At 62.5% G+C, this 3,140-nt stretch carries 3 protein-coding genes; all 3 read right to left on the bottom strand.

Annotated features, from left to right (window positions below; all coding sequences use genetic code 11):
* Positions 1-972: Mur ligase family protein (locus EN884_RS30920; protein ID WP_128360936.1), on the bottom strand; the 972-nt coding region annotated here is incomplete at its 3' end.
* 54 nt (positions 973-1,026) lie between these two features.
* Entirely contained in the window at positions 1,027-2,736 is a 1,710-nt protein-coding gene (locus EN884_RS30915) for a penicillin-binding protein 2 (RefSeq protein WP_013530951.1), read from the bottom strand.
* On the bottom strand, positions 2,733-3,131 hold the full coding sequence (locus EN884_RS30910; protein ID WP_013530950.1) for a hypothetical protein: 399 nt from the start codon (positions 3,129-3,131) through the stop codon (positions 2,733-2,735). The genes EN884_RS30915 and EN884_RS30910 overlap by 4 nt, the downstream gene beginning before the upstream one ends.
* Positions 3,132-3,140: the final 9 nt, after the last annotated feature.

Genomic DNA, 3,140 nt, shown 5'->3' with positions numbered 1-3,140 from the left:
CTCCAACGCTATCAGGGCCTTGGCGACAGGTGTTCCCGTGGAAATGGCAAGACCCGCCGAAACCAGCGCGTTCGAAATCTGGAAATCACCGGCCAGCGGCAGGTCGATCTCGTAGAGCACGCCGTCGGCCTCGACTTCGGCCCGCTGGCGGTGGCGTTCGTGCTCGACCCGCTTCAGCCTGAGGAAGTCGCCATGGCGGCCGACCGTCAGCACATTGAGCCCGGCAGCCTTTGCGGCCACGGTCGTCGGCGCCGACCATGGATCGTCGGCGAAGATCACGGCCGGCGCGCCCTTCGGCAGCAACGTGTCGAACAGGCGCAGTTTGGCGCGGTGATAATCCTCGATGGTCGGATGATAATCCATATGGTCGCGGCCGAGATTGGTGAAGCCGCCGGCGGCCAGCTTCACGCCGTCGAGGCGGCGCTGGTCGAGCCCATGGCTGGAGGCTTCCATCGAGGCGTGGGTGACGCCGGCATCGGCCAATTCCCGCAGCAATTGATGCAGGGCGACCGGATCGGGTGTCGTCAGCGAACCATAGTCGTTGCGCCCAGGCGCCACCACGCCGGTGGTGCCGATCGAAGCGGCGGCATAACCGGCTTGCTCCCAGATCTGCCTGGTGAAGGCTGCGACCGAGGTCTTGCCGCTGGTGCCGGTCACCGCGACCATGATCTCAGGCTGCTTGCCGAAATAGCGTGCCGCACTCTGCGCCAGCGCCAGGCGCGGATCGTCGACCGCCAGCACCGGAACCGGGAGCCCGGCAATGGTGCTGCCCTTGCCCGCCACGATCGCGGCCGCACCGCGCGCGGCGGCATCTGCGGCATAAACGGCACCGTCGGCCTTGGTTCCGGCGAGCGCAAAAAAGACAACGCCCGCTTTTACCTCGCGGGAATCCGAAGAAATCCCTGTAACCTCCAGATCGACGGAAGCTATTCCCTCGACGGGCAGGATACCGGCTAGATCTCTGAGCTTCATCGAGTCCCGTTCACCGTAACAAAATAGCGCGCTGTTGCCGGCGCGCCCTAAGAATCACTGATAGGAAACCAGCGTTGCACCATTTTCATGGCTGAAATCTGGCTTCACGCCAAGCATGGCAGCTGAACGCCTGATGATATTGCCGGCCATAACCCCAGCATTCGCGGCCGCGACATCCGTCATGCCGGGCTTTTCCGGGTGCGGGGCATCGGCAATGGTAAACACCAGATACTGCGGATCGTCCATCGGGAAGGCGGCGACGAAGGTGTTGAAATTCAAGTCCTTCGAGTAGCGGCCATTGATGACCTTCTCGGCGGTTCCGGTCTTGCCGCCAACGCGGTAGCCGGGGACTCTGGCGTTTCTGGCAGAGCCCTTTTCGGCATTGAGCGAATAGAGGTAGCGCATGCCTTCGACGGTCTTTTCGCTCACCACTCTCTTGGCGGTGGCCATCGCTTCCGCCTGCGTCCGCACCAGAAAGGTGGGGTTCATCAGGAAACCGCCATTCATCAACGCCGCGCAGCCCACAGCCGCTTGCAGCGGCGTCGTCGACACGCCATGGCCGAAGGCGATGGTGAATGAATTGACCTGTTTCCAGACCTTCGGTTCAGTCGGACGGGCAGTCTCCGGCAATTCGGTCTGCATCCTGTCCAGAATGCCAAGGCGATGCAGGAATTCGCGATGCCCCTCGATGCCGACCATCTCGGCTTCCCTGGCCGACCCGATGTTGGACGAGTAGAGGAACACCTCCGGCAACGACAGCACACGGTTCTTGCCGTGGAAATCGTGAATGGCCTGATGGCCGACCCGGATTGGATGCGAAGCATCGAAGCGGCTCGCCATCGTCGCTTTGCCGGAATCGAGCGCCATGGCTGAGGTGAAGCTCTTGAAGGTCGAACCCATCTCGTAGAGGCCCGCCGACATGCGATTCAGCCGGTCCTTGTCTTGTGCGTTGTAGGGATTGTTCGGATCAAAATCCGGCACCGAGGCCATGGCCACCACTTCGCCGGTCTTGACGTTGAGCACAACGGCGCCGGTGCCCATGGCACGATAGCGCTCCAGGCCGGCGGCGATCTCGTCGCGCACCACATGCTGCACGCGCAGATCGATCGAAAGCTTTACCGGCTTGAGATCCTTGGCAATGGCAAGGCCCGACGCCTGCAGGTCGCTCAGCCCCTGCTCGTCGACATATTTCTCCATGCCGGAGATGCCCTGGTTGTCGATGTTGGTGAGCCCAACAATGTAGGACGAGGTTTCGCCGCTCGGATAGAAGCGGCGCTTTTCGGTGCGGAAGCCGAAACCGGGAATGCCGAGCTGCATGATGTCGGACTGTTGCTTGGGCGTCAGCTGCCGCTGCAGCCAGACGAAACCGGCGCCGCTCTTCAGCTTATGGTAGGTCTGCTCATAGTCGATGTCCGGAAGCACCGTCGACAGCTTCTCGATCGCCTCGTCGGCGTCGACAATCCGGCGTGGTTCTGCAAACAGCGACGCCGTCTTGATGTCCGTGGCCAACACTTCGCCGTTGCGGTCGACGATGTCGGGCCGCGATGCCGTCACCCGGCTCTGCGGACCGCCCGACATATCGGGGGTCTGGAAGCCGAGATAGACCAGCCGCCCTGATATGGTCGAGAAGATGCCGAAGAACACCGCCATCGTCATGACGATGCGCGTCCTGCCCTTGCCGCCGGTCGCCTTGCGGGCGCCCTCGACCACGATCGATCCATCTTCACTCGTCCTGGCGCGACGTTTCAGCAGTTTACCGATCATTGGGCGATGCCTCCGGTCACCACGGGATCCCTGCCGTCCGACGGCGCCTTGCCGCCCGAACTATCAGCCATGCCGCCCTGGCGTCCCGACAAGATGTCCTGGATGTCAAGGGATTTGGCCGGCAGGTCGCCGACACCGCCGATCTGGCGGGCGCTGACCGGCTCGAGTTCGAGCTGCGACTTGTAGAGTTCGGCGAGCTTCTGCAGCCGCGACGGCTGGGTAAGCAGGCTCCAGTCGGCCTTGAGCAGGTCGATCGTGTCCTCCTCATAGCGTATCTGCGCATGGATCTTCTGCACGGCGGCCAATTGTTCCTCGGCCTCGCGCTTGGCCTTGTAGGTAAGGGCCGCGACCGCAACCATGACGGCGATCAGGACAATGTCGCTGGTACGAAACACTTAGCTACC

The sequence above is a fragment of the Mesorhizobium sp. M7A.F.Ca.AU.001.01.1.1 genome, assembly GCF_004022735.1.
In the GTDB taxonomy this organism is placed as follows: domain Bacteria; phylum Pseudomonadota; class Alphaproteobacteria; order Rhizobiales; family Rhizobiaceae; genus Mesorhizobium; species Mesorhizobium ciceri.
This window is presented reverse-complemented; position numbering and strand designations above follow the sequence as displayed.